This window comes from Micromonospora sp. WMMA1998, from assembly GCF_027497375.1.
Classification (GTDB): domain Bacteria; phylum Actinomycetota; class Actinomycetes; order Mycobacteriales; family Micromonosporaceae; genus Micromonospora; species Micromonospora sediminicola.
On the sequence record NZ_CP114911.1, the window covers coordinates 4,963,761 to 4,982,200 of the forward strand.

16 protein-coding genes are annotated in these 18,440 nt (G+C 72.0%); 6 read left to right on the top strand and 10 right to left on the bottom strand.

Annotated elements, in window-relative coordinates:
* Positions 1-33: 33 nt before the first annotated feature.
* From O7600_RS23010 to O7600_RS23025, 4 genes are all read right to left on the bottom strand, one after another.
* Entirely contained in the window at positions 34-1,989 is a 1,956-nt protein-coding gene (locus O7600_RS23010; protein WP_281594243.1) for an ABC transporter ATP-binding protein, read from the bottom strand.
* Positions 1,990-2,084: 95 nt separating this feature from the next.
* Entirely contained in the window at positions 2,085-3,818 is a 1,734-nt protein-coding gene (locus tag O7600_RS23015; RefSeq protein WP_281590539.1) for an ABC transporter ATP-binding protein, read from the bottom strand.
* Complete coding sequence (locus tag O7600_RS23020; protein WP_098743715.1) at positions 3,812-4,333, bottom strand: MarR family transcriptional regulator; 522 nt, start codon at positions 4,331-4,333, stop codon at positions 3,812-3,814. Before O7600_RS23020 ends, O7600_RS23015 begins: the two co-directional genes overlap by 7 nt.
* Before the next feature lie 62 nt (positions 4,334-4,395).
* Entirely contained in the window at positions 4,396-4,833 is a 438-nt protein-coding gene (locus O7600_RS23025; RefSeq protein WP_281594244.1) for a MarR family transcriptional regulator, read from the bottom strand.
* A 138-nt stretch (positions 4,834-4,971) separates the two neighbouring features.
* Between O7600_RS23025 and O7600_RS23030 the strand changes: the two genes are divergently transcribed.
* The gene (locus O7600_RS23030) at positions 4,972-6,594 is read left to right on the top strand and encodes a DHA2 family efflux MFS transporter permease subunit (protein ID WP_281590542.1); all 1,623 of its coding nucleotides are present in this window, start codon (positions 4,972-4,974) and stop codon (positions 6,592-6,594) included.
* 165 nt (positions 6,595-6,759) lie between these two features.
* On the opposite strand, the gene O7600_RS23035 is transcribed toward O7600_RS23030, so the two are convergent.
* On the bottom strand, positions 6,760-7,203 hold the full coding sequence (locus O7600_RS23035; protein ID WP_281590544.1) for a DoxX family membrane protein: 444 nt from the start codon (positions 7,201-7,203) through the stop codon (positions 6,760-6,762).
* Between the two features lie 87 nt (positions 7,204-7,290).
* Here O7600_RS23035 and O7600_RS23040 point away from each other — a divergent pair, with 87 nt between their 5' ends.
* On the top strand, positions 7,291-7,839 hold the full coding sequence (locus O7600_RS23040; RefSeq protein WP_281590546.1) for a TetR/AcrR family transcriptional regulator: 549 nt from the start codon (positions 7,291-7,293) through the stop codon (positions 7,837-7,839).
* Between the two features lie 4 nt (positions 7,840-7,843).
* On the opposite strand, the gene O7600_RS23045 is transcribed toward O7600_RS23040, so the two are convergent.
* Complete coding sequence (locus tag O7600_RS23045) at positions 7,844-9,283, bottom strand: GuaB1 family IMP dehydrogenase-related protein (RefSeq protein WP_281590548.1); 1,440 nt, start codon at positions 9,281-9,283, stop codon at positions 7,844-7,846.
* Between the two features lie 125 nt (positions 9,284-9,408).
* Positions 9,409-11,160, bottom strand: a complete 1,752-nt coding sequence (locus O7600_RS23050; RefSeq protein WP_281590550.1) for a biotin carboxylase N-terminal domain-containing protein — start codon at positions 11,158-11,160, stop codon at positions 9,409-9,411.
* A gap of 133 nt (positions 11,161-11,293) precedes the next feature.
* Here O7600_RS23050 and O7600_RS23055 point away from each other — a divergent pair, with 133 nt between their 5' ends.
* From O7600_RS23055 to O7600_RS23070, 4 genes are all read left to right on the top strand, one after another.
* Positions 11,294-11,887 carry a PadR family transcriptional regulator gene (locus tag O7600_RS23055; protein ID WP_281594245.1) on the top strand — a complete coding sequence of 198 codons (594 nt, stop codon included), beginning with the start codon at positions 11,294-11,296 and terminating at the stop codon, positions 11,885-11,887.
* A 121-nt stretch (positions 11,888-12,008) separates the two neighbouring features.
* Positions 12,009-12,968 carry an ATP-binding cassette domain-containing protein gene (locus O7600_RS23060; RefSeq protein ID WP_281590552.1) on the top strand — a complete coding sequence of 320 codons (960 nt, stop codon included), beginning with the start codon at positions 12,009-12,011 and terminating at the stop codon, positions 12,966-12,968.
* Positions 12,969-12,985: 17 nt separating this feature from the next.
* Positions 12,986-13,741 carry an ABC transporter permease gene (locus O7600_RS23065; protein ID WP_099162586.1) on the top strand — a complete coding sequence of 252 codons (756 nt, stop codon included), beginning with the start codon at positions 12,986-12,988 and terminating at the stop codon, positions 13,739-13,741.
* A 116-nt stretch (positions 13,742-13,857) separates the two neighbouring features.
* Positions 13,858-15,258 (top strand): MFS transporter, encoded by a 1,401-nt coding sequence (locus O7600_RS23070; RefSeq protein WP_281590555.1) that lies wholly within the window; start codon positions 13,858-13,860, stop codon positions 15,256-15,258.
* 66 nt (positions 15,259-15,324) lie between these two features.
* Here O7600_RS23070 and O7600_RS23075 read toward each other — a convergent pair whose 3' ends face one another.
* The 3 genes from O7600_RS23075 to O7600_RS23085 are packed head-to-tail and all read right to left on the bottom strand — an operon-like array spanning position 15,325 to position 17,731.
* The gene (locus O7600_RS23075) at positions 15,325-15,978 is read right to left on the bottom strand and encodes an O-methyltransferase (RefSeq protein WP_091582178.1); all 654 of its coding nucleotides are present in this window, start codon (positions 15,976-15,978) and stop codon (positions 15,325-15,327) included.
* A gap of 9 nt (positions 15,979-15,987) precedes the next feature.
* Complete coding sequence (locus O7600_RS23080) at positions 15,988-16,644, bottom strand: nucleoside triphosphate pyrophosphatase (RefSeq protein ID WP_281590558.1); 657 nt, start codon at positions 16,642-16,644, stop codon at positions 15,988-15,990.
* A gap of 10 nt (positions 16,645-16,654) precedes the next feature.
* Positions 16,655-17,731, bottom strand: coding sequence for a S8 family serine peptidase (locus O7600_RS23085; RefSeq protein ID WP_281594246.1), 1,077 nt, complete (start codon positions 17,729-17,731; stop codon positions 16,655-16,657).
* Positions 17,732-18,440 lie beyond the last annotated feature (709 nt).

Consider the following 18,440-nt stretch of genomic DNA (forward strand, 5'->3'; position numbering starts at 1 on the left):
GTCACCCGGGCGGCCGGTGTCGCCGGTTCCACGTCAGTTCCCCACCGGCGCGCCGGTGGGCCGGACCCCGGCCGGCGGACCGCCCGGCATCGGCGCGGGCACCTCGTCGGAGATCACCGCGCCGGTGAACTGGGCCCGGTAGAGCCGGGCGTACGCGCCACCGGCGGCGACCAGCTGGTCGTGGGTGCCCTGTTCGACGATCCGGCCCTGCTCCATCATCAGGATCAGGTCGGCGTCGCGGATGGTGGAGAGCCGGTGCGCGATGACGAAACTGGTCCGGTCCGAGCGCAGCGCCGCCATGGCGCGCTGGAGCAGCACCTCGGTGCGGGTGTCCACCGAGCTGGTCGCCTCGTCCAGGATCAGCAGCGACGGCTCGGCCAGGAACGCCCGCGCGATGGTGATGAGCTGCTTCTCGCCGGCGCTGACGTTGCTGCCCTCCTCGTCGATGACGGTGTCGTAGCCGTCCGGCAGGCTGCGGACGAAGCGGTCCACGAAGGTCGCCCGGGCGGCGGCGAGGATCTCCTCCTCGGTGGCGTCCGGCCGCCCGTAGGCGATGTTGTCCCGGATGGTGCCGCCGAACAGCCAGGTGTCCTGGAGGACCATGCCGATCCGTCCGCGCAGGTCGTCCCGGCGCAGGGTGCTGATGTCCACCCCGTCCAGCGTGATCCGGCCGGCGTCCAGCTCGTAGAACCGCATGACCAGGTTGACCAGGGTGGTCTTGCCGGCGCCGGTGGGACCGACGATGGCCACGGTGTGCCCGGGCTCGGCGACCAGGGAGAGGTCGTCGATCAGCGGCTTGTCCGGGTCGTAGCGGAACGAGACGTGTTCGAACTCGACCCGGCCGTGCGGGTCGGCGATCCGGGCCGGCTCGCCCGGGTCGGCGCTCTGCTCGTCGGCGTCGAGCACGGCGAAGACCCGCTCGGCCGAGGCCACCCCGGACTGGAGCAGGTTGGCCATCGACGCGACCTGGGTGAGCGGCTGGGTGAACTGCCGCGAGTACTGGATGAACGCCTGCACGTCGCCGAGGCTCATCGCGCCGGAGGCCACCCGCAGCCCGCCGACCACCGCGATGGCGACGTAGCTGAGGTTCCCGATGAAGAACATCGCCGGCATGATGATCCCGGAGACGAACTGGGCGCCGAAGCTGGCCTTGAACAGCTCCTCGTTCTTGGCGTGGAAGGCGGCCTCGACCTCCTTCTGCCGGCCGAACACCTTGACCAACTCGTGCCCGGTGTAGGCCTCCTCGATCTGGGCGTTCAGCTCACCGGTGTGGGTCCACTGGGCGATGAACTTGCGCTGCGACCGCTTGGCGATCTGACCGGTGACGATCACCGACAGCGGGATCGCGACCAGGGCCACCGTCGCCAGCAGCGGCGAGATCCAGAACATCATCCCGAGTACGCCGACGACGGTCAGCAGCGACGTGAGCAGCTGGCTCAGCGTCTGCTGAAGGGTCTGCGAGATGTTGTCGATGTCGTTGGTGACCCGGCTCAGCAGCTCGCCCCGTGGCTGCTTGTCGAAGTACGGCAGCGGCAGCCGGTTGAGCTTGTCCTCCACGTCGGCGCGGAGCCGGAACACGGTGCGCTGCACCACGCCGTTGAGCACCCAGCCCTGCGCCCACATCAGCACGCCCGCGGCGACGTAGAGCGCGACCGCGAACGCCAGCACCCGGCCCAGCCGGTCGAAGTCGATGCCCGCGCCGGGCACCACGTCCATCCGGGCCAGCATGTCGGCGAAGTTGCCGTTGCCCGCGGCCCGGGCCGCGGCCACCGCCGCCTCGGTGCTGGTGCCGGCCGGCAACTGCCGCCCGATCACCCCGTTGAAGATCAGGTCGGTGGCGTGCCCGAGCACCTTCGGCCCGATCACGCTCAGCCCGACGCTGGCCAGCGCCAGCGCCAGCACACCGACGAGCTGGATCCGGTACGGGCGCAGCCGCCCGAGCAGCCGCCGCGCGGACGGCCCGAACCGCATCGCCTTCTCGGCCGGCATGCCCATGTTCATGTGTGGCGGGCCGCCGGGTCGCCGTCCGGCCGGAGGCAGCCGCTTCGGCTCGCCCTTCTGCTGCGGCACGGCTCTCGTGTCACTCACAGGGTCACCTCCGCCGTCTGCTGGGACGCCACGATCTCGGCGTACGTGGGGCAGATCTCCAGCAGTTCCTCGTGCCGTCCCATCCCGACGACACCCCCGTCCTCGAGCACGATGATCTGGTCGGCGTCGACGATCGTGGAGACCCGCTGGGCCACGATCACCACCGCGGCGTCCGCGGTGACCGGCTTGAGGGCGGCCCGTAGCCGGGCGTCCGTGCCGAGGTCGAGCGCGGAGAAGGAGTCGTCGAAGAGATAGATCTCCGGCTTGCGGACCAGCGCGCGGGCGATGGCCAGGCGTTGCCGCTGGCCGCCGGAGACGTTGGTGCCGCCCTGCGCGATCGGCGCGTCCAGCCCACCCGGCATGTCGGCGACGAAGTCGCGCGCCTGGGCGATCTCCAGGGCCGCCCACAGGTCCGCGTCGGTGGCGTCCGGGTTGCCGTAGCGCAGGTTGCTCGCCACCGTGCCGCTGAACAGGTACGGCCGTTGCGGCACCAGCCCGATCCGCCGCCACAGCTCGTCCGGGGCCAGGTCGCGCACGTCCACGCCGTCGACCAGGACCGCGCCGGCGGTCGGGTCGACCAGCCGGGGGATCAGCGTCAGCAACGTGGTCTTGCCGGCGCCGGTGGACCCGATGATCGCCGTGGTGCGGCCCGGTCGGGCCCGGAACGAGATGTCGCGCAGCACCGGCGCGGTGGCGCCCGGGTACTGGAAGCCGGCGCCGCGCAGCTCCAGCTCGCCGCGTCCGGCGACCTCGGTCACCGGGTCGGCCGCCGGCACCACCGAGGAGTCGGTGTCCAGCACCTCCTCGATGCGTTCGGCGCAGACCGCCGCCCGGGGCACCATCATCAGCATGAAGGTGGCCATCATGACCGCCATCAGGATCTGCATCAGGTACTGCAGGAACGCGGTGAGCGCGCCGACCTGGATCTCCCCGGAGTCGACCCGGGCCGCGCCGAACCAGAGCACCGCCACGCTGGAGACGTTGAGCACCAGCATCACGATCGGGAAGATCAGCGCCTGGAGCCGGCCGATGCGCAGCGCGGTCGCGGTCAGGTCGGCGTTGGCCCCCTGGAAGCGGTCGGTCTCGTACGGCTCGCGGACGAACGCCCGGACCACCCGGATGCCGGTGATCTGCTCGCGCAGCACCCGGTTGACGGTGTCGATCCGGGTCTGCATGAGCCGGAAGCCCGGCACCATCCGGCGGATGATCAGGCCCAGCGCGACGGCCAGCACCGGTACGCAGACCAGCATCAGCCAGGAGAGGCCGACGTCCTCGCGCAGCGCCATCACCACGCCGCCGACGCTCATGATCGGCGCGGCCACCAGCATGGTGCAGCTGAGCAGCACCAGCATCTGCACCTGCTGAACGTCGTTGGTGTTGCGGGTGATCAGGGACGGCGCGCCGAAGCGGGCCACCTCGCGGGCGGAGAAGCGGTTGACGTGCCCGAAGATCGCCCTGCGGACGTCACGGCCGAAGCCCATCGCGGTCTTCGCGCCGAGGTAGACCGCGGCGATCGAGCAGGCGATCTGGAGCAGGCTGACCACCAGCATCCAGCCGCCCGTCCGCAGGATCTGGTCGGTGTCGCCGCGGGCGACGCCCCGGTCGATGATGTCGGCGTTGAGGCTGGGCAGGTAGAGCGAGGCCATCGTGCCGACGAACTGGAGCGCCACCACGGCGGCCAGCAGTCGTCGGTACGGGCGCAGATGTGTGCGGAGCAGGCGGATCAGCACGGATGTCTCCCCGTTGGCGACTCGGTGTCGGACTCGCTGTCCCGGTTCAACCGACGGAGGTCCCCGTCGGACATGCCGGTGATGATTTCGGTCAGGAATTCGCGGATGACGGCCCGCTTGGCCGGGTCGGCGTCGACCGACGTCAACGGCCGGTCGCTGTGGATCAGGTCGATGATCGCGCGGGCGTGCTCCTGGCCCTTGTCGGTGAGCGTGAGCTGGACGGCCCGGCGGTCCTCCGGGTTGCGCCGCCGGCTGACGAAGCCGTCGCGTTCCAGGGTGTCGACGATGCCGGTGAGGGTGGCGGGCCGGACGAAGCACAGCTCCGCCATCTCGCGGTGGGTGATGTCGCCGGCCCGCAGCAGGATCATCAGCACCCGCATGCCGGCGGAGGTGAGGCCGTGGTGCTCGGCCAGGTAGCGCCCCCAGTGCTGCTCGACGACGTGGCCGGCGATCGAGATCAGCCGGCCGAGCGGCGCCTGTTGCAGCGCGTCGGGGTAGCGGACGAGCGGTCCCATGTTCACGGGCGCCAGATTAGCCCCCGAACCATCAGGTCCCAAACTAATTTCTGAGAGTGCCCTCAGCTCCGCTCGGTCCGGGCGCGGGGCGGCTCGTCCGGCGCGGTGGCGACGTACTCCCGCATCACCTCGGCGACCTCGCGCAGGAACGTGGCGGTGGCCTCGGCCTGTTCGGGGGTGAGTCGGGCGACCGCGCGGTCGACGCCGACCAGCATGGGCCGGAGCGCCTCCAGCACCTCGCCGACCGCGTGCTCGGTCACCTGGAGGGTCAGTCGCCGGCGATCGTGCGGATGCGGGGCGCGGGCGACGTGTCCGGCCTGGACCAGCCGGTCGACGAGCGTGGTGGCGGAGGCGGACCGGATGCCCAGCCGGTTGCCCAGCTCGACCGGGCCCAGCGGCTCGGGGCTGGAGATCAGGTGGTCGATGGCCGCGGCGTCGGTCGCGCCGATGCCGAGGCGGCGGGCCAACGCGGCCCGGGTGTCCCCGGCGACCCGCAGCATCTCACGCAGCGCCCGGGCGGCCTCGCTGCTCGGCGGCCGGCCGGCGGGCGTGGCCTCTCCGGTTGACGGCGACCCCTCCACGGGTTAAAGCTAGCATCTCAGGTAGCTAGAAAATCTAGCTAAAGCGGGAGGGGTGCCATGCGCAGCGACGGGCGCGGACGCTGGTTCGGGCTGCTCGCCATCAGCCTCGGCGTGGCGATGATCATCGTGGACGCCACCATCGTGAACGTCGCGGTGCCGCAGATCATCCGGGACCTGGACATCACCTCGACCGACGCCCAGTGGGTGCAGGAGGCGTACACCCTGGTCTTCGCCGCGTTGCTGCTGGTCGCCGGCCGCTTCGCCGACCGGTCCGGGCGGCGGCGGATGTTCGTCGCCGGCGTGGGCGTCTTCGTGGTGGCCAGCGTGCTGGCGGCGCTCGCCGGCTCCGGCGAGGCGCTGATCGGCGCCCGGGTGCTGCAGGGCATCGGTGGCGCGATGATGCTGCCCACCTCGCTCTCCCTGCTCAACGCCAACTTCACCGGCCGTGAGCGGGGCATCGCGTTCGCCGTCTGGGGCTCGACCATCGGCGGCGCGGCGGCGCTCGGCCCGTTGCTCGGCGGCTGGCTCACCACCACGTACTCCTGGCGGTGGGCGTTCGGCGTCAACGTTCCGGTCAGCCTGGCCGTGATCGGGGCGACCCTGCTGCTGGTCGCCGAGTCCCGGGACGACCGCGCCGAACGCGGGGTCGACCTGCTCGGTGCGCTGCTCTCCGTGGTCGGCATGACCGGCGTGGTCTTCGCGCTCATCGAGGGACGCACCTACGGCTGGTGGGAGCGGGAACGGCCGTTCAGCCTCTTCGGCCTCGACTGGACCGCCTCGATCTCCCCGGTGCCGGTGGCCGCGCTGGCCGGGCTGACCGCGCTCGGGGTCTTCCTGGCCCAGCAGGTCCGCCGCAACCGCGCCGGGCGACCCGCGCTGCTCGACCTGTCGCTGTTCGGCATCGGCTCGTTCCGCAACGGCATCCTGGCCGCGGCGATCGTCAGCCTGGGTGAGTTCGGCCTGCTCTTCGCGCTGCCGCTGTGGTTCCAGAACGTGCTCGGCTACAGCGCCTTCCGCACCGGCCTGGCGCTGCTGCCACTCGCCGTGGGCAGTTTCCTGGCCAGCGGCATCGGTGCGCCGCTGACCCAGCGGTGGGGCGCGGCCCGGGTGGTCCAGTTGGGCGTCGCGGCCGAGCTGGTCGGCGTCGCCGGACTGGGCTTCGTGGTGGCCCCGGACACCCGCTGGTGGGCGCCGGTGGCGTTCCTCTTCGTCTACGGCATCGGCGTCGGGCTCGCCACCGCCCAGCTCACCGGCGTCTCGCTGGCCGAGGTGCCGGTCCGGCGCAGCGGACAGGGCTCCGGACTGCAGAGTACCGCCCGGCAGGTCGGTTCGGCGCTCGGCATCGCCGTGCTCGGCACCGTGCTCTTCGCCGGCCTCGGCGGCCTCCTCGGCGACCGGCTGGCCGACCAGCCCGGCCTCGACCCGGCCGGGCGGGACCAGGTGGTGAGCGCGGTGAAGGAGAGCGCCGGCGCGGCGATCGGCGGGCTGGCGGCGGATCCGCGTACCGCGCCGATCGCCGAGGAGGCGAAGGCGGCCTTCTCCGACGCCACCCGGTACGCCGCCTTCACCGCGGCCGGGTTCCTGCTGGTCGGCCTGCTCGCCTGCCTGCGCCTGCCGAGCGTGCGCGCCGGGGTGACGGGGGACGCCCCGCCGGCCGGGGCGGAGCCGGCGCGGGTCTGAGGCCGAGGCGTGCCTGCCGACCCGGGTCGGCAGGCACGCCGTTCTCCGGGCGGCCGGCGCCCCGCCCGCAGCCGTCGGGCGGCTGCCCGGCACCGGACCATAGCCCGGCACCCGGACCGCGGCGCGCGGACGGCGGATGTGTACCGGGCGCGGCCGAGGGTGCGGTCAGTCGCCCAGGGCGACCGCGAGCGCGGTGGCCACGAAGGCCAGCTGGAGCGCCGTCCGGGTGGCCAGCGGGGTGACCGGTCGGCCGGCGAGCGTCAGCCGGCGGCGGGCGGCCGAGACGTTGGCCGGGAACATGGCGAGCATCAGCAGCGCCAGCCCGGCGGCGGCCCAGCGCGCCGTCGCCGGCGGCAGGAGGGCGACCGCGCCGCCGAGTTCCAGCACGCCGGTGAGCGTGACCAGCAGGTCCGGCCGGGGCAGCGCCGGCGGAACCATGGCGATCAGGTCCGCCCGCCGGGACGCGAAGTGGGCCGTGCCGGTCAGCACGAGCATCAGCGCCAGGCCGACCCGCAGCGCGGGATGCCAGCCGTCGAGCGCGTCCACGCCGAGCAGGCCGACGATCCGGGCCACGGCGGCGCCGGTGAGGAGTGCGATCAGGGGTGCCACGGCTCATCCCTCCGTCGAGCAATCTTGTCGGCGACAAGATTGCCGGCGTGGATACCATCTTGTCAATGACAAGTTAGGGTGGGGGTCATGACGTCCTCCGGCTCCTACCACCACGGGGACCTGCGCCGGGCGCTGCTGGCCGCCGCCGTGGACGCGATCGCCGAATCCGGACCGGCCGCGCTGAGCCTGCGCGACCTGGCACGCCGGGCCGGCGTCTCGCACGCGGCGCCCGCGCACCACTTCGGTGACAAGGCGGGGTTGCTCACCGCGCTCGCCACTCAGGGCTTTGACAAGCTCGGCGAGGCGCTGCGGGCAGCGGGCGACGACTTCCGGGAGAGCGGCGTCGCGTACGTCGTCTTCGCGGTCCGGCACCGCGCGCACTTCGAGGTGATGTTCCGGCCGGACCTCTACCGGGCCGACGATCCGGAGCTGGTGGCGGCCCGGCAGCGGACCGGGGAGCTGCTGCGCGGCGGGGTGGCCCGGCACACCGGGCGGGAACCCGACACCGACGCGCTGGCCGCCTGGTCGATCGCGCACGGTTTCGCCGAGCTGTGGCTGGCCGGGGCCCTCCCGTCCCGGGTGGGCGCCGACCCCGAGCCGGCCGCCCGTGCGGTGGTCGGCCGGCTCTTCGCCTGAGCGGTCACCAACTGGTCGGCAGCGGCATCCCCTCGGTGTAGCCGGCGGTGCTCTGCACGCCGACCAGCGCCCGCTCGTGGAACTCCTCCAGGCTGCGTGCGCCCGCGTAGGTGAACGCGCTGCGTACCCCGGAGATGATCTCGTCGATCAGGTCCTCGACGCCCGGGCGGTTCGGGTCCAGATACATCCGGGCCGAGGAGATGCCCTCCTCGAAGATGGCCTTGCGGGCCCGGTCGAACGCGCTGTCCTCGGCGGTCCGGGCGCTCACCGCCCGCGACGAGGCCATGCCGAAGCTCTCCTTGTAGCGCCGGCCGTCGGCGTCGGTGTAGAGGTCGCCCGGGGACTCGTAGGTGCCGGCGAACCAGGAGCCGATCATCACGTTCGAGGCGCCCGCGGCCAGCGCCAACGCCACGTCCCGCGGGTGCCGGACGCCGCCGTCGGCCCAGACGTGCCGGCCCAGCGAGCGGGCCGCCGCGGCGCAGTCGAGCACCGCGGAGAACTGCGGCCGACCCACGCCGGTCATCATCCGGGTGGTGCACATGGCGCCCGGCCCGACGCCGACCTTCACGATGTCCGCGCCGGCGTCGACCAGGTCGCGTACGCCGTCCGCGGTGACCACGTTGCCGGCCGCCACCGGCACCCCCGGGTCGAGCTTGCGCACCGCCCGCAGCGCCTGGAGCATCCGTTCCTGGTGGCCGTGCGCGGTGTCCACCACCAGCGTGTCCACCCCCGCCTCCAGCAGGGCGGCGGCCTTGCCGGTGACGTCGCCGTTGATGCCCACCGCCGCGGCGATGCGCAGCCGGCCCCGGTCGTCCACCGCCGGCCGGTAGAGCGTGGCGCGCAGCGCGCCCTGCCGGGTCAGCACGCCGACCAGGCGGCCCTCGCCGTCCACCACCGGCGCGAGCCGCCGCCGGCCCGCCGACAGCCGGTCGAATCCGGTACGCGGGTCCGCGTCCGCCGGCACGGTGTGCAGCTCGGTGGACATCACGTGCCGCAGCTGGGCGAAGCGGTCCACCCCGACGGTGTCCGCCTCGGTCACCACGCCCATCGGCCGCCCGTCCGCGTCGACCACGACGACCGCGCCGTGGGAGCGCTTGGGCAGCAGGTGGATCGCGTCGCCGACGGTGTCGGTCGGACCGAGCGTGATCGCGGTGTCGTGCACCAGGTGCCGCTGCTTGACCCAACCGACGACGTTGGCCACGACCTCGATCGGGATGTCCTGCGGGATCACCGCCACGGCGCCGCGCCTAGCCACCGTCTCGGCCATCCGCCGGCCCGCCACCGCGGTCATGTTCGCCACCACCAGCGGGATGGTGGTGCCGGTGCCGTCGCCGGAGGACAGGTCGACGTCGAGTCGGGAGCCCACCTCCGAGCGGTTGGGCGCCATGAAGACGTCGTTGTAGGTCAGGTCGTGCGCGGGGACCGCGCCATGAAGGAACCGCACCCGCACATCATTCCCGCCCGGGCGCGCTCCCGCCCCCGGTGGTGGCAAGGACCACCCGGCCCCGCGCCGTTAAGAAGGGGCCCTTTCTCTGCCGCAGGCGTTAAGAAGGGGCCCTTCCTTACACCTCAGGCGATGGTGCAGATGGCGGCGCCGGCGGTGATCACCGCGCCCACCTCGGCGGCCAGCCCGCTCACCGTGCCGGCCTTGTGCGCGTGCAGCGGCTGCTCCATCTTCATCGCCTCCAGCACCACGACCAGGTCGCCCTCGGCGACCGTGTCGCCGTCGGCCACGGCGATCTTGACGATGGTGCCCTGCATGGGGGAGGCGAGCGTGTCACCGCTGACCGCGGCGCCCGCCTTGCCCCCGCCACCTCGGCGGGCGGGCTTCTTCGCGGCGGGCGCGGCGACCGCCGTACCCGCGCCGAGCCCGGCGGGGAGGACGACCTCCAGCCGCTTGCCGCCCACCTCGACCACGACGGTCTCGCGCTCGGCCGGAGCCTCGGCGGCGCCGGCGGCGGCGGTGAAGGCCGGGACGGTGTTGTTGAACTCCGTCTCGATCCACCGGGTGTGCACGGTGAACGGCTCGGCGGTGAACGCCTCGTCGCGGACCACCAGACGGTGGAAGGGCAGCGCGGTCGCCATGCCCTCGACCACCATCTCGTCGAGCGCCCGGCGGGCCCGCTCCAGGGCCTCGGTGCGGGTCTCACCGACGATGATCACCTTGGCCAGCAGCGAGTCGAAGTTGCCACCGATCACGTCACCGGCCGAGATGCCGGTGTCGACCCGGACACCCGGGCCGGACGGCAACCGCAGCGCGGTGACGGTGCCCGGGGCGGGCAGGAAGTTGCGGCCCGGGTCCTCGCCGTTGATCCGGAACTCGATGGCGTGGCCACGCGGCGTCGGGTCCTCGGTGATGCGCAGCTTCTCGCCGTCGGCGATGCGGAACTGCTCGCGCACCAGGTCGATGCCGGCGGTCTCCTCGGTCACCGGGTGCTCCACCTGGAGCCGGGTGTTGACCTCCAGGAAGGAGATGGTGCCGTCCGCGCCGACCAGGTATTCCACCGTGCCGGCGCCGTGGTAGCCGGCCTCCCGGCAGATGGCCTTCGCGCTGTCGTGGATCTGCGCGCGCTGGGCGTCGGTGAGGAACGGCGCGGGGGCCTCCTCGACCAGCTTCTGGTGCCGGCGCTGCAGCGAGCAGTCGCGGGTGCCCACCACGATCACGTTGCCGTGCTGGTCGGCCAGCACCTGCGCCTCGACGTGGCGCGGCTGGTCCAGGTAGCGCTCGACGAAGCACTCGCCCCGGCCGAACGCGGCGACCGCCTCGCGGGTGGCCGACTCGAACAGGTGCGGGATCTCCTCCATGGTGCGGGCGACCTTGAGGCCGCGCCCGCCGCCGCCGAAGGCCGCCTTGATGGCGACCGGCAGCCCGTGGTCGACGGCGAACGCCATCACCTCGTCGGCGTTGCCCACCGGGTCGGGGGTGCCGGGCACCAGCGGCGCGCCGGCGCGCTGCGCGATGTGCCGGGCGGTCACCTTGTCGCCCAGGTCGCGGATCGCCTGCGGGGTGGGGCCGATCCAGGTCAGCCCGGCGTCGAGGACGGCCTGGGCGAAGTCGGCGTTCTCGGAGAGGAAGCCGTAGCCGGGGTGCACGGCGTCCGCGCCGGCGCGGGCGGCTACGTCGATGAGCTTGTCGATGCGCAGGTAGCTGTCGGCCGCGGTGTCGCCGCCGAGCGCGTACGCCTCGTCGGCGAGCGTGGCGTGCAGGGCGTCCCGGTCGGAGTCCGCGTAGACGGCGACGCTGGCCAGGCCGGCGTCGCGGCAGGCGCGGATGACGCGGACGGCGATCTCGCCGCGGTTGGCGATGAGAACCTTGCGCACCTTGGGGGCTCCTCCCGGGAGGTCGATGCCGGGAGTGTATCGGCCGGCATGCTGGCCCTAACGATCGCTCAGTGTGGGATGTGGCACTGTAGTCAAACTTGGCTATTACGCTTGTCCGGTGTCGGCGACGCGGATGATGATTCTGGGCCTGGTCAGGTGGATGCAGCCGGTGCACGGCTACGACGTGCGCCGCGAGCTGCTGAGTTGGAGCGCGGACAAGTGGGCGAACGTCCAGCCCGGTTCGATCTACCACGCGTTGCGCAAGCTCACCGACGAGGGGCTGCTGCGGACCGTGTCGGTCGAGCAGGTGGGCGCCCGTCCGGCCCGCACGACGTACGAGGTGACGGCGAAGGGCGAGGACGAGTTCGAGACGTTGCTGCGGGCGCAGTGGTGGCAGGTCCAGGAGTCGCCGGACCCGTTCGTGGCGGCGTTCTCGTTCCTGCCGGCGATGCCGCGCGACGAGGCCGCGGCGGCGTTGCGCAACCGCGCCAACCTGCTCCGCGCCGGCGTCGAGTCGATGCGCGCCTCGTTGGACTCCGACTGGGTGCGCAACCGCAAGCCGGTGCACGTCGGATGGATGTTCGAGCTGTGGCTGGCCCGGGCCGAGGCGGAGACGGCCTGGTGCGAGCGGATCGCGGAGCGGATCGACTCCGGTGTGTCCTACCTCCCCGCGGGGATGGAGCAGGCGGAGGGCTGGTCGGGCTGGACGGACGGGGACAAGAAATAATCAACGTTGACTAGAAGAGTTATATCGCGTTAGCCTCGGCAGGAGCCGCGGGGGAGTCGTGCGTCCTCCCCGCGGACGATCGGTGGCCGGTCACGTCCGGCCCGGACGACCAGGAGCAGAAATGATCGAGACCAGGGGGCTGCGGAAGTCGTTCCGCTCCCGCGCGGGTCGCGAGACGAAGACCGTGGACGCGGTCCGTGGCGTCAACCTCGACGTCGCCGAGGGGGAGATCTTCGGCTTCCTCGGGCCCAACGGCGCCGGCAAGACCACCACGCTCCGGATGCTCGCCACCCTCATCGAGCCGGACGGCGGCCAGGCCACCGTCGCGGGGGCCGACCTGCGCAAGGACCCGGCCGGGGTGCGCCGGCGGATCGGCTACGTGCCCCAGGGCGGCAGCACCTGGGACGAGTCCACCGCCCGCGAGGAACTCGTGCTCCAGGCCCGCCTCTACGGCATCGCCAAGGCCGACGCCCAGCGGCGCGCCACCCGCGCGCTGGACGCGTTCCAGCTCACCGAGTACGCCGACCGCAAGTGCAAGACCTACTCCGGCGGCCAGCGCCGGCGGGTCGAGATCGCGCTCGGGATCATCCACGAGCCGAAGATCGTCTTCCTGGACGAGCCGACCACCGGCCTCGACCCGCAGAGCCGCGCCCACATGTGGGACGAGATCCGGCGGCTGCGCACCGAGGGGATGACCGTCTTCATCACCACGCACTACCTCGACGAGGCCGACGCGCTCTGCGACCGGATCGCGATCATGGATCACGGCGAGGTGGTCGCGGAGGGCACCCCGGCCGAGCTGAAGCGCGAGATCTCCGGCGAAGTGGTGATCGTCGGCCTGGACGCCGCGACCACCCCGCACGCCGCCCAACTGCTCGACACCGAGGCGTACGTGACCAAGCTGGAGACCGCCGACGAGGGCGGCCTGCGTCTCTACGTCGACGAGGGCGCCGTCGCCATCCCGCAGGTGCTGCGCCGCCTCGACCACGCCGGGGTGGAGCTGCGCTCGATCGAGCTGCACCGACCCAGCCTCGACGACGTCTTCCTCACCAAGACCGGCCGCTCGCTGCGCGAGTCCTGACCCCCGGAGAGACTGTCATGAAACTCGCCCGCGACACCTGGCTGATCTTCCAGCGCCAGGCGCAACTGCTGCTGCGCAACCCGGTCTGGGTCTTCGTCGGCGTCTTCCAGCCGGTGATGTACCTGCTGCTCTTCGCCCCGCTGCTCAAGCCGGCCCTGAACGCGCCCACCCAGGCCGCCGCGTACAAGATCTTCGTACCCGGCCTGCTCGTGCTGCTGGCCATATTCGGCGGCCTCTTCCAGGGCTTCGGCCTGATCGCCGAGCTGCGCGCCGGGGTGATCGAACGCTCCCGGGTCACCCCGGTCAGCCGACTCGCCCTGCTGCTCGGCCGCTCGCTGCGCGACGTGGTCTCGCTGATCGCCCAGGCCGTCATCATCACCCTCCTGGCGCTCCTGTTCGACCTGCGCGTCTTCATCGGCTACCTGCTGCTGGCCTACCTGATGCTCGCCCTCATCGCGCTGATGACCTCGGCCGTCTCCTACGGCGTCGCGCTCAAGGTCAAGAGCGAGGACGCGCTCGCCCCGCTGATGAACACGGTCGCCCAGCCGGTGCTGCTGCTCTCCGGCATCCTGCTCCCGCTCACCTTCGCCCCCGGCTGGCTCCAGGGCGTGGCCAAGTGGAACCCGTTCTCCTGGGCCGTCGACGGCACCCGCGCGCTCTTCGGCGGCGACCTCGGCAACGACAAGGTCTGGCAGGGGCTGGCGATCATCACGGTGCTCGCCGTGGCCGGTGTGGTCTGGGCCGCCCGCCAGTTCGCCCGCAGCGTGAGATGAAAGGAGGGGCCCCCTATTAACGCATTCGGTAGAGGAAGGGCCCCCTCTTAACGCCCGGGGAGAGCTGCCTCTCAGTCAAGGCGGGGTGCCGGTCGTGCGCGCGTAGCGTCGGGCCGGTGCCTCGCCTCACCCGTGACCGGACCACCAGGCTGACCTACGCTCAGCTGGGCCTCTGGGGCTTCTTCCTCTACGGGTTCGGCCCCGTCGTACCGCTGCTCCGCGACGAACAGGGCACCAGCGCCGCCGTCGCCGGCCTGCACAGCACCGGCATCGCGGTCGGCGCGCTCGCCGGTGGCGCGCTGTTCGCCCCGGTCGCCCGCCGCTACGGCCGGGGCCCGGCCATCTGGCTCGGCCTCGCCGGCGTGGCCGCCGGCGTCACCGCGCTCGGCCTGCTCCACCCACTGCCCGCCACCATCGCCGCCGTGGCGGTCGTCGCCACCTTCGGCATGATGGTGATCAGCGGCGTCAACGTGGTGCTCACCGCCCGGCACGGGCCGGCTGCGCCCGCCGCGCTCACCGAGGCCAACGCCGCTTGCGCCGGCATGGGCATCCTGGCGCCGCTGACCATCGGCGTCGCGGTGGACGCCGGCCTCGGCTGGCGACCGGTGATGGCCGTCGAGGTCGGGCTGATCACGCTGGTCGCGCTCGCCGCGTTGACCTTCCGGGTACGCCTGCCGCACGGCGCCCCCGCTACCGCGGCTGCCACCGCCCCCGTTGGCGTCGCTCCCGCGTCGGCCGCTCCCGCGCCCGTTGCCGCCGTTGTCGCTCCCGCCGCTGCGACTCCCGGCTCTGTGACTCCCGCCGGTGTTACTCCCGGCGCTGTGGCTCCGGCGGCGGGCGCCTCGGCTGTGGTCGCCCGCGGATCGGGCGAGGTTTCGGCGCGATCTCGTTGGAGCGGATCAGGACCTCGCCGAGGTCTCCGTGCGGGCACGGGGGTGGCGTCGGCGCGGTTGCCGCGGGCGTACTGGATCGCCTGGGTTCTGATGTCGGTCACCGGCTCGATCGAGGTCTGCCTGTCGCTCTGGACCGCCGACGTGCTGCGCGACCATGCCGGGCTGAGTGCCGGCGGCGCGTCGGCGGGTGTCGCGGCGATCGTCTGCGGCATGTTCGTCGGCCGGGCCGCCGGTGGCCGGGCCGCGCTGCGCTGGCCACCGGTGCCGCTGCTGCTCGGCGCCCTCACCGTCTCGCTCGCCGGGTTCACCCTGTTCTGGGCCAGCCCGATCGGCTGGCTGGCGGTCACCGGCCTGGTCGTGCTCGGGCTGGGCAACGCCCTGCACTACCCGCTGGCGATCTCCATCGCGCTCGCGGCCGCCGGCACGGCCACCGATCGGGCGGCGGGCTGGTCGTCGTACTCGATGGGGGTTGGTTTCGGGATCGCGCCGGTCGTGCTCGGCTGGGTGGCCGACGGCGTCGGCCCGCACCTGGCCTTCCTGCTGCTGCCCGCGTTCATCGCGGTGGCCGTGCTGCTGACCGTGCGGCTGGGGCGGGCCCTGGCTCCCGGTGTGGCGCCTGCGTGATCGACTCCAGTTCGCCGAGGTGGCGGTATCCGGCGTGCCTCGATACCGCCACCTCGGCGAACTGGTTCAGCGCACCCGGGCGAGCGTGACCCCGTCGGCGATCGGCAGCATGACGGCCTCCACCCGGACGTCGGCGAGGACCTCGTCGTTGAACGCGGCGATCGCCCGATCGTCCGCGTTGCGCGGGGCGAGCACCCGACCGGCCCGGAGCGTGTTGTCCACCGCGATCACCGCGCCGGGGCGCATCCGGGGCACCAGTTCGTCCCAGTAGACCGGGTAGCCGACCTTGTCCGCGTCGATGAACGCGAAGTCGAGGTGACGCTCCCGGGGCAGCTCGCGCAGCCCGTCCGCGGCCGGCCCGATGCGCAGCTCGATCCGGTCCTGCACCCCGGCGCGGGCCCAGTAACGCCGGGCCACGTCGGTGTACTCCGCCGAGATGTCGAAGCAGGTCAGCCGACCGCCGTCGGCCAGCCCCCGGGCGATCGCGAGTGAGGAGAGACCGGTGAACGTCCCCACCTCCACCGCCTGCCGAACCCCGAGCAACCGGGTCAGGAAGGTCAGGAACGCCGCCTGCTCCGGAGCGACCTGCATGTCCGCCTCGGCCGGAAGGGCCGCCCGGGTCTCCTCGGCCAGGTCGCGGACCACCTCGTCGGGGGCGGACCCGTGGGCCACCAGATAGGCGTGCAGTTCCGGGGTCAGCGGTAGCGGCTTCGTGCTCATGCCCGGACGTTAGCCGAGATGCTCGATCTCCTGGCCCCCCGGCGCGACCTTCGTCCACAGATCGACGATGCGAAGGTCCAACTCGGCGAGGAGCCGACGCAACAGGGGCAGGGACAGGCCCACCACCGTGCCCGGGTCGCCCTCGATGCCGGTCAGGAACGCGCCGCCCAGCCCGTCGATCGTGAACGCGCCGGCCACCGCCAGCGGCTCGCCCGTCGCCACGTACGCGGCGATCTCCTCGTCACTGATGTCCGCGAAGTGCACCGTGGTCGAGGCGACCGCCTCCGCGCGCGACTCGTGCACCACGTCGATCAGGCAGTGCCCGGTGTGCAGCACGCCGCTGCGCCCACGCATCCGCCGCCACCGCCGAGTGGCGTCCGCCGCGTCCGCCGGCTTGCCGAGAATCTCACCGTCGAACGCGAGCACCGAGTCGCAGCCGAGCACCAGCGTGCGCTCCTCCGCGGTGGACCTGAGGCGACCGAGGACGGCCTGGGCCTTCAGCCGGGCCAGCTCGAGACACAGGTCCTCGGCCCGCTCGGTGACCACCACCGACTCGTCGACACCACTGACCAGCACGTCGGGTTCGATCCCCGCGGCCTGGAGCAGCTTGCGGCGGGCGGGACTCTGCGAGGCGAGCACGAGACGCAACGGCACGGAGTTCAGCACCCCGCCGACGCTACCGGCTGATTCTCGGTGGCGGGTCGTCGGCACGTCGACGACGACGCCAGACGAGGTAGGCGCCGCCTGCCGCCAGCAGGGCGCTCAGGGTCGCGAGCCCTCGGGCGGTGCTGTTGTCGCCCCCGGCGTCGGGCGCGGCGGCGGTCGGGGCGGGGGCGGTGACGCCGGTCGACTCGAAACCGAGCGGAGGGACGTCGGCGGTCAGCGCGGCGACCAGATCGATCACCCCGTAGCCGTACTGGTCGTCGCGGCCGGGGGGTCCCTTGTCGACGGCGGTCGCGGTCAGTCGGTGCGCGACCTCTACGGCGGGGAGGTTGGGGTATTTGGAGCGGATGAGCGCGGCGGCGCCAGCCACGATCGCGGTGGCGTCGGACGTGCCGCTACTCCGGCGATACCGGCCGTTAGTGCTTGTGCTGTAGATGTCAACCGCTGGAGCGACGACATCCACTTCTGGGCCAGAGACTGAGAAGTCGGCATGGTTCCCCGTTCGGTCAACCCCGCCTACTGCGACGACGCCTGGCTCCGATGCGGGATAGCTGACCACACTTTCACGAGGGCTATTTCCGGCAGCGGCCACCACTATGATGTTGGCTTGCACCGCGGCCCTCACTGCTGCCTGTAGTCGAGGAGTGGGCATGCTCGCCGCAGAAACGCTTATGATGTCAGCATGACGCGCAACGGCAAATTCGATGCTGGCTGCTAAGTCGTCCGGCTGGCCAAGCCCATCCGGTGGTGTGTCGAGAATTGGGAGTATCTTCGCGAGCGGTGCGACGCCTAAAGCGCCTAGATTCTTGGGCTGGCCATGCGCTGCGATAAGGCCGGCCATTCCAGTGCCATGGCTATTCGTGTCGCTTTGACCATTTCCGGTCCCGCCCGGAATAACGTCCTCTCCTGCGAGCAGATTTCTTCTCAAGTCCGGATGTGGTTCTACCCCTGTGTCTGGTACGGCCACGACTACCCCTTGACCTTCGCTCAAGCGGTGGGCTGCGGGCACCCTAAGGTAATCCAGATGCCACTGGTCTCCCCGAACGCGCGCTGGGCCGTTGCCTATTCCCGGGTCCACTTGTGTTCCCAGGGGGTTCGTTGGAACTGTCGCTGCCAGGGAAATCAATATTGCAATTATTGGCCTATTCACCGATCGAATCCGATGGCTGGGCCAGGGTCGATTGGTCCTTCCTCCGGAGGGCCAAGTACGGGATCCACGCCACGGTTTACCTTCCACGGGTCGTCGGGATCCCAGTGCTGCTCGGAGGATTCGTCGAGGCCCTTAGCCGCCTGTCGGCCATACCCGGCCGGGAAGCTGGGAGCGCCCCCTAGCGGAGTTCCGCCGTGAGGTCCCAGGTGGGGTCCTCTGCCCGATCCAGGTCGCGAGCCTGCAGCGCCCGAGGGTGCAGTTCCGGCTCCGCCTCCTCCGATCACTCCGCCTAAAGGATTTACCCGTCGAGGAGAGCTTCCTCCGCCGGGCTGGCTGATGGCTGGAGGATTGCCTATCAAGCCGTTGGGAAGGGTTGCACGGGTTGGAGGCTGTTGGCCGACTCCCTTAGGTAGAGCTCGGTCGGGCCCTGCCTGGCTACCGCCGAATCCGCGAGTGGGCGCCGAGGGCGGCAGAGGGAGGTTCACTCCACCAGCCTGGCTGTTCTGCAGCGCGGCGGGTGGCGTAGGTCCCGCAGGCGGCGGCTGAATGGCAGAGCTGGGGGCAGCACCACCTAGAACTGGTCCATTACCGATAGCTGGCACTGAAGGCGACCCTGCTGGTCGGGCTGTAGGGCTGCCTGATGGGGCGG

Coding starts and splice junctions, on each gene's coding strand:
- O7600_RS23010 (WP_281594243.1), bottom strand. CDS start 1,989: ATGCCGGCCGAGAAGGCGATGCGGTTCGGGCCGTCCGCGCGGCGGCTG.
- O7600_RS23020 (WP_098743715.1), bottom strand. CDS start 4,333: ATGGGACCGCTCGTCCGCTACCCCGACGCGCTGCAACAGGCGCCGCTC.
- O7600_RS23025 (WP_281594244.1), bottom strand. CDS start 4,833: ATGCTGCGGGTCGCCGGGGACACCCGGGCCGCGTTGGCCCGCCGCCTC.
- O7600_RS23030 (WP_281590542.1), top strand. CDS start 4,972: ATGCGCAGCGACGGGCGCGGACGCTGGTTCGGGCTGCTCGCCATCAGC.
- O7600_RS23040 (WP_281590546.1), top strand. CDS start 7,291: ATGACGTCCTCCGGCTCCTACCACCACGGGGACCTGCGCCGGGCGCTG.
- O7600_RS23055 (WP_281594245.1), top strand. CDS start 11,294: ATGATGATTCTGGGCCTGGTCAGGTGGATGCAGCCGGTGCACGGCTAC.
- O7600_RS23060 (WP_281590552.1), top strand. CDS start 12,009: ATGATCGAGACCAGGGGGCTGCGGAAGTCGTTCCGCTCCCGCGCGGGT.
- O7600_RS23065 (WP_099162586.1), top strand. CDS start 12,986: ATGAAACTCGCCCGCGACACCTGGCTGATCTTCCAGCGCCAGGCGCAA.
- O7600_RS23075 (WP_091582178.1), bottom strand. CDS start 15,978: ATGAGCACGAAGCCGCTACCGCTGACCCCGGAACTGCACGCCTATCTG.